Origin of the sequence: Flavobacterium gawalongense, from assembly GCF_007097265.1 — a bacterium.
In the GTDB taxonomy this organism is placed as follows: domain Bacteria; phylum Bacteroidota; class Bacteroidia; order Flavobacteriales; family Flavobacteriaceae; genus Flavobacterium; species Flavobacterium gawalongense.
This window is the reverse complement of the sequence record NZ_VJZP01000061.1, coordinates 1-7,503: the sequence shown is the minus strand read 5'-3', so window position 1 is coordinate 7,503 and position 7,503 is coordinate 1. Positions and strand designations below refer to the sequence as shown.

Sequence of the window (7,503 nt, the reverse complement as noted above, 5' to 3'; positions counted from 1 at the left end):
AAAAAGAGTAGAAAATCTTATTTTTCTACTCTTTTAATGAAATCTAATTCTTTAAGGACTTTTTCAGTGCCCTCCATATCCTGACGAGGTTTTTTGTTCATTCAATTATAAATTTATAAGGTTTCTTTCAGCCATTTGAAAAACTCCCCTTGCCAGATTTGAGCATTTTGAGGTTTAAGTACCCAATGGTTTTCTTCTGGAAAATACAAGAATCTACTTTTTATCCCTCGCAATTGAGCTGCTTGAAAAGCTTCCTGTCCTTGTCCAATCGGTACACGAAAATCTTTTCCGCCTTGAATAATTAAAATAGGTTTGTTCCATTTCTCAACCATATTGATTGGGTTGAATGTAGTATAGGCTTTTTGTGCTACAGCATTGTCTTTTTCCCAATAAGCGCCACCAAAGTCCCAGTTACAAAAGAAAACTTCCTCAGTGGTTCCGAACATGCTTTGGGTATTAAAAACGCCATCATGAGCAATGAACGTTTTGAATCGGTTGTTGTGAATGCCTGCTAAGTAAAATACAGAATAACCACCATAACTGGCACCCACACATCCCAAGCGTGCTGCATCAACATATTCTTCTTTCGTTACATCGTCAATAGCCGAAAGGTAATCATCCATAACTTGTCCTCCCCAGTCTTTACTGATTTGCTCATTCCATTCCACACCGAGGCCTTGCATTCCGCGACGGTTTGGTGCTATAACAATATAACCATTAGCAGCCATTAACTGGAAATTCCAACGGAAGGAATAGCCTTGTGTCAATGGAGCTTGTGGTCCTCCTTGACAAAATAAAAGGGTTGGATATTTTTTTGATGCATCAAAATTTGGAGGAAGAATTACCCAAACTAACATTTTTTTACCATCGGTTGTGGTAACATATCTTCTTTCAGTTTTGCTTAACGCCAATGAATTATAGATTGCAGTATTAACATTAGACAGTTGTTTCCAGCTGTTCTTATTTAAATCAAAAGAGAAAATTTCCGCTGCATGATTCATGTCAGTTCTGGTAATGATGATCTCATCGCCTGAAAAACCAATTAAATCATTGATGTCAAAATCGCCATTAGTAATTTGTTGAACGTTGATTGCGATTTTGGTTAGCCCCGGAAAATTAACTTCAAATAATTGTTTTGTCCCGTCAATTGGTGCAATAAAATAGATTTTTTTTCCATCATTACTCCAAATAAAATGATTCGCCGTACCATCCCAATTAGCTGTCAGGTTCATGTTCATTCCTTCGAAACTAACGATTAAGTCGTTTTTATCTGCTTCGTAACCATCGCGTTTCATTTGCAACCATGCCAAGTTTCCAGTTGAAGAAAATTGCGGAGCTGTATCATAACCTAAATTGTCTTCAGTTCTGCTAATTGTTTTTCCAGTTTCCAGATTGTATTCAAAAATATTAGTATTGGTAGAAATAGCATATGCTGTTCCTGCTTTTTTCTTACAAACATATAAAATGCTTTTGCTGTCTGGCGACCAAATATAATCTTCGTCTTCGCCAAAGGGTTTTTGCGGGCTATCTAAATTTTCTCCTTTCAGAATGTCAATCCCTACAGCACCTTCTTTGTTTTCTTTGTAAAAAACATGGTTAAATTTACCTTCGTTCCAAGTATCCCAATGTCGATAATTCAATTCGTTGTAGATTTGAACTTCCGATTTTTCCAGAGTAGGATAAAAATCTTTTCCAAGAACCTTATCGATTTTTACTTCTTCATTATACACAATATATTTTCCGTCTGGAGAAATGTTCTTGTCTTTTAATACGGCTGCGGTGTCTTTTATTTCGGTTGGATTTTCACCATGTATTGGTAAGGTGTAAAATGTTGTATCCAATTTATTTTCTATGACAGAAGGCGTTTCTACTTTATAAACTACATTTTTTTCGTCTTTGGAAATGCCTAAAGGAGTTATTCTTCCTAATTTCCAAAGCAATTCGGGTGTCATTACATCTTGTGCCATAGCTTTTAAACGAATTAAAATAAATTTTTTTATGAGGCATAAAAATAGCCAATTTAATTTGATGTTTGTCGTTTTAATAATTGCTTTTTAGCCCCGCTATCCGTTGTAATCTTTTATTTTTTTTCTTTAAAAAAATAAAAGATTACAACGGATAGCGGGATTAGCTCCTGAAATAAATTCAGAATAAATCCTGAAAATTATTATTTTTATAAAAATATTTGGACATGGATTTGAGTTATTGGGAATTAAAAAACTGGTTTACTGACGTAGATTATACGATTGTAGGGAGCGGTATTGTAGGCTTGCATACTGCATTACACTTGCGCGAAAAATTCCCTGAAAGTAAAATTCTAGTTCTGGAAAAAGGGATGTTACCACAAGGAGCCAGTACTAAAAATGCAGGTTTTGCCTGTTTTGGAAGTCTTTCGGAAATTATTGACGATTTAAAATCCCATTCGGAAGAGGAAGTTGTGAATCTCGTTCAAAAACGGTGGAAAGGCCTGCAATTGTTACGAAAAAGACTTGGTGACGACACGATTGATTTCAAGCCCTACGGGGGTTATGAGTTGTTTTTGAATACGGATGAAAACAGTTATGGAGAATGCGTTGGGAAATTACCATTCATCAATGAAATTTTAAGGCCACTTTTCAAAGCCGATGTTTTTGCTAAAGAAGTTGATCGTTTTGGATTCAAAGAAATACAGGAATATTTGATTTTTAATCCTTTTGAAGCGCAGATAGATACCGGAAATATGATGCAAGGGTTGCTGAAACAGGCTATTAATGAAAATATTTTGATCCTAAATCAACAAACGGTAACGTATTATTTAGACAAAGAAAATAGTGTTGAAGTGGCGCTTGGAGATTTTAGTTTTGTCACTAAGAAATTATTATTTGCCACCAATGGTTTTGCCAATGCGCTGACCAATGGAGCAGTGAAACCGGCCAGAGCACAAGTTTTGATTACAGAGCCAATTAAAAATTTGGATATAAAAGGCACTTTTCACCTGGATAGAGGCTATTATTATTTTAGAAATATTGGTGACAGAATATTGTTAGGCGGCGGTAGAAACCTTGATTTTGATACTGAAACAACAACAGAATTTGGACAAACAGAAATTGTGCAAAAAAAATTGGAACAATTATTAAAAGAAGTAATTTTGCCGAATCAGGATTTCAAAATTGCACACCGTTGGAGCGGAATCATGGGCATTGGCAACAGCAAGAATCCTATCGTTTCACAAGTGTCAGATAACGTGTATTGTGGCGTACGATTAGGTGGAATGGGAGTGGCAATAGGAAGTTTAATAGGAACAGAATTAGCAGATTTAGTATAATGGCAACGAAAATAACACCAAGAAGATCAAAACAACCCGTAAAAAAAGAAACAACTCCTTTTATGAGCAAACTAACCCGTTTTTTATTCAAAGTTTTCTTGTGGTTTATTGGATTGTCTTTATTTTTTGTGGTGTTTTTTAAATTTGTCCCGGTACCGTTTACCCCTTTGATGGTAATTCGTGCCATCGAAAATAAAATGGCTGGGAAAGAAATTTATTTCAGTCATGATTGGGAATCTCTCGATAACATTTCAGTCAATCTGCAAAAAGCCGTTATTGCCAGTGAGGATGGAACCTTTTTGAAGCACAACGGTTTTGATTTTGTCGCGATGCAAAAAGCATATAAGAGCAATGAAAGGGGGCGTAGAATAAAAGGAGGAAGTACGATATCGCAACAAACGGCCAAAAATGTATTTCTTTGGCAAGGCAGAAGTTATTTAAGAAAAGGTTTGGAAGCTTATTTTACCGTTTTGATAGAAACTATCTGGGGGAAAAAACGCATCATGGAAGTCTATTTGAATAGTATCGAAATGGGTGATGGCGTTTATGGCGCTCAGGCTGCCGCAGAACATTGGTACAGAAAAGATGCTTCAAATCTTACGCCAATTCAAGCAGCAGGAATAGCAGCGATATTGCCAAATCCAAGAAAATATTCAGCCACCAGTTCTTCTTCGTATATTAATAGGAGGAAAGCTAAAATTGTCCGCGTGATGCGACATGTGGGGAGAATAGAATATTAAGCCAGTTTTATAGCTGTCTTTCTTTTATTATAAAAATAGAAAAACCGTAAATCCTTATTTATTAAAGGTTTTACGGTTTTGTTTTGTGGAGAAGATGGGGCTCGAACCCACGACCTCTTGACTGCCAGTCAAGCACTCTAGCCAACTGAGCTACATCCCCAGGAATGTTTCGCAAATATAACATATAAATAGAGTAAAAAGCAAATTTCAAAAATACAAATCCATACTATTTGAAAAAAAAGCAAAAGCATCCTTTACTTTTTTTAACTTTACATCAAAATAGGTGCTATGGTAACAGAAATTCCAACAGGTTCGCTCATCACAACAATCGAAAATAAAATCGCAACACTTGAATTTGGTCATCCGGCAAGCAATTCCTTTCCAAGGGAATTGTTAGACCGCTTAACAAATGAGTTCAATAGTTTGAGTACTAATCCTGCTGTTTCGGTGATTGTTGTAAAAAGCGAAGGCATGGGCGCTTTTTGTGCCGGAGCCTCTTTTGATGAACTTCTTGCTGTTTCTAATCAAGAAGAAGGAACCAGATTCTTCTCGGGATTTGCACATTTGATTAATGCCATGAGAAATTGCTCTAAACTTATCGTTGGTCGCATTCACGGAAAAGCAGTGGGCGGTGGCGTAGGAATTGCTTCCGCTTGCGATTATACATTGGCGACAAAAAATGCTTCGATAAAATTATCGGAGTTGGCGATAGGAATTGGTCCTTTTGTAATAGAACCGGCAGTTTCAAGAAAAATTGGAAAAATGGCAATGGCCGAAATGACTCTGGCAGCTCACGAATGGAAAACTGGTGACTGGGCAAAAGAGAAAGGATTGTATGCCAATACTTTTGAAACTATTGAGGTGCTTGATGCTGCACTAGCTGAATTCAGCACTAAATTGGCCAGTTATAATCCGGAAGCGTTATCCGAAATGAAAAAAGTGTTGTGGGAAGGAACCCAAGATTGGGAAACACTTTTGCTGGAACGCGCCACTATTTCGGGAAGATTGGTATTGTCTGATTTTACCAAAAAGGCGTTGTCTCAATTCAAAAAATAATTTTTTTAGGATTTATTCTGAATTTATTTCAGAAGCTATTTCCTGCTGTCCGCTATATCTATTGTGGCGAACCCCGCCACAATAGGATGCCGCTTCCATCAGGGCTAGACCTAAGTGGAATCCAAATGCGTTTTTATTCGAATTAATTTTTAGGTTTTATTTTTTTTGTTCCATTGGAAATGTTGTGAAACAATGATGATAAAATTTAAAACATGTAAGGGATATAAGTTCATTTAAGCTGAATCTATTGTGTTCAAAACTTAAATGAACTTATATTCCTTATGTGGTTAACAAAATAAATCTGCTTTCTTAATGGTTAATTAGTGAAATTTTTGTGCTTCTTTGTGTATCCCTTGTGAAACGGTGTAATAATTTCTTAAAAGCGTTTGCCCCACATTTACACCCTATTTCTCATATCAATTTGCTAAATTTGCATCAAAATAAACTTCGATGAGCAATATAAGAATTACAAAACAATTTGGTTTCGAAACTGGTCACGCCTTATACGGTTATGACGGGAAATGTAAAAATGTTCACGGGCATAGTTATAAATTGTCAGTAACCGTAATAGGGAAACCAATCGAAAACCGCAACGACGTAAAATTTGGAATGGTAATCGATTTTTCTGATTTGAAGAAAATTGTAAAAGAGGAAATTGTGGATCAATTTGACCATGCAACAGTTTTTAATGAAACTACGCCTCATATCGAATTGGCAAACGAATTAAAGAATCGCGGACATCACGTTATTTTGGTAGATTATCAGCCAACAAGCGAGAATATGGTAGTCGATTTTTCACAAAGAATTATCAGAAGATTGCCTGAAGGAATCACTCTTTTCTCCCTAAAATTACAAGAAACAGAATCTTCTTTCGCCGAATGGTTTGCCAGTGATAACATGAAATCCATACTGTAACTTCATGCAATTACCAAATAACAAAAAAATATATTTCGCCTCCGATCAGCATTTTGGAGCCCCAACACCAGAATTGAGTTTTCCAAGAGAACAAAAATTTGTGGCTTGGCTCGACGAAGTGAAAAAAGACGCGGAAGCTATTTTTTTAGTAGGTGATTTATTTGATTTTTGGTTCGAATACAAAACAGTGGTCCCAAAAGGGTTTGTTCGTGTTTTAGGCAAACTCGCCGAAATTCGCGACAGCGGAATCCCTATTTATTTCTTCGTGGGAAACCACGATTTGTGGATGGAAGATTATTTCCAAAAAGAATTGAATATCCCTGTTTTTCACGATAATCAAGAATATACTTTTGGAGATAAAACGTTCCTAGTGGGTCATGGTGACGGGAAAGGTCCCGGCGACTTGGGGTACAAACGAATGAAAAAAGTATTTACAAATCCATTTTCCAAATGGCTTTTTAGATGGCTTCATCCAGATATTGGAGTAGGTTTAGCACAATACCTTTCCGTAAAAAACAAATTGATTTCCGGTGATGAAGATGTAACCTTTCTTGGCGAAGACAAGGAATGGTTAATTCTCTATTCCAAAAGAAAACTAGAAACCAAACACTACAATTACCTTGTTTTTGGACACCGTCATTTACCTATGAAAGTAACAGTAGGAGAAAATTCCGAATATGTGAATCTTGGTGACTGGATTACTTATTTTACCTATGGCGTTTTTGATGGAGAAACATTCGAAATCAAAAAGTATCAATAAATTTTAAGTGTTTTTCTCAACTTCATGGCTTTTCAGGCTGTGTAAAAATTTACAAATGCGCTGATGGTTCACCAATAGCGTCACTAGCGTGCGCTTTCGATAAATGTGTCGATTTTGTCATTCCGACGAAGGAGGAATCTCAACAAAGAGAGCAACAAACAGAGATTCCTCCTACGTCGGAATGACAATTAGCCTCTTAACTTAATGACATTACGCTCTCAATCGCTTTTTTTTAGAATGAATAACCCCTAGCTATGCGAAGTCTTCATAGTAAGTGCTGCGCAAACGTCTCTGAGTGTGCTGTGAAAGAATAACGACTGCGAGTGTTATTCAATGCTGTATAAAAGATGGTAGTAGGTCTACCAAAGTCGTTGTGCAAGCGAAGGCTTTAAACCGCTTCTCGGTGCTTTGATAGTAATTGATAGGTATTGAACGGAAAGAAGAAAAGGCTAACTAGATTGGTCAGGTAGGAATAAGAGAGATGAACGCAAGTAAACCTTCGATGAAGTTGTGTGATAGCGTTACATTTTGTCAAAAGTCTATTTTTCGGAGAATGGGTGATAATTATAGCGGGAACTTGCTTACTGGCTATAGGGCAAACGCAGTTGAGAAGGCATGACTCTTATTTAGGCTTTTATACGGAACTCAGGGAGTCCTTGTTAGATGCTAAGAGATGGTTGCTGAACTTGTCGAAGTAACTGTACAAATTGGAAGTAGCCACAAGGCTT

6 protein-coding genes and 1 tRNA gene are annotated in these 7,503 nt (G+C 36.7%); 5 read left to right on the top strand and 2 right to left on the bottom strand.

Translation table 11 applies throughout. The features are described from left to right. Positions 1-113 precede the first annotated feature (113 nt). Positions 114-1,967 (bottom strand): S9 family peptidase, encoded by a 1,854-nt coding sequence (locus tag FNW38_RS17070; protein ID WP_144065102.1) that lies wholly within the window; start codon positions 1,965-1,967, stop codon positions 114-116. Positions 1,968-2,191: 224 nt separating this feature from the next. Here FNW38_RS17070 and FNW38_RS17065 point away from each other — a divergent pair, with 224 nt between their 5' ends. Together FNW38_RS17065 and mtgA are read left to right on the top strand one after the other, a co-directional pair. Continuing rightward, entirely contained in the window at positions 2,192-3,304 is a 1,113-nt protein-coding gene (locus FNW38_RS17065) for an NAD(P)/FAD-dependent oxidoreductase (protein ID WP_143388963.1), read from the top strand. Further along, positions 3,304-4,044, top strand: coding sequence for a monofunctional biosynthetic peptidoglycan transglycosylase (mtgA, locus tag FNW38_RS17060; RefSeq protein ID WP_143388964.1), 741 nt, complete (start codon positions 3,304-3,306; stop codon positions 4,042-4,044). Before FNW38_RS17065 ends, mtgA begins: the two co-directional genes overlap by 1 nt. Before the next feature lie 86 nt (positions 4,045-4,130). Here the strand turns inward: mtgA and FNW38_RS17055 are convergent. Continuing rightward, a tRNA-Ala gene (locus tag FNW38_RS17055) sits at positions 4,131-4,204 on the bottom strand. A gap of 128 nt (positions 4,205-4,332) precedes the next feature. On the opposite strand from FNW38_RS17055, the gene FNW38_RS17050 reads away from it, so the two are divergent. From FNW38_RS17050 to FNW38_RS17040, 3 genes are all read left to right on the top strand, one after another. Then, positions 4,333-5,100: an enoyl-CoA hydratase/isomerase family protein gene (locus tag FNW38_RS17050; RefSeq protein ID WP_143388965.1), complete on the top strand. Its 768-nt coding sequence runs from the start codon at positions 4,333-4,335 to the stop codon at positions 5,098-5,100. A 450-nt stretch (positions 5,101-5,550) separates the two neighbouring features. Continuing rightward, complete coding sequence (locus FNW38_RS17045) at positions 5,551-6,015, top strand: 6-pyruvoyl trahydropterin synthase family protein (protein ID WP_143388966.1); 465 nt, start codon at positions 5,551-5,553, stop codon at positions 6,013-6,015. 4 nt (positions 6,016-6,019) lie between these two features. Then, on the top strand, positions 6,020-6,775 hold the full coding sequence (locus FNW38_RS17040; protein ID WP_143388967.1) for a UDP-2,3-diacylglucosamine diphosphatase: 756 nt from the start codon (positions 6,020-6,022) through the stop codon (positions 6,773-6,775). The last annotated feature ends 728 nt before the right edge of the window (positions 6,776-7,503 follow it).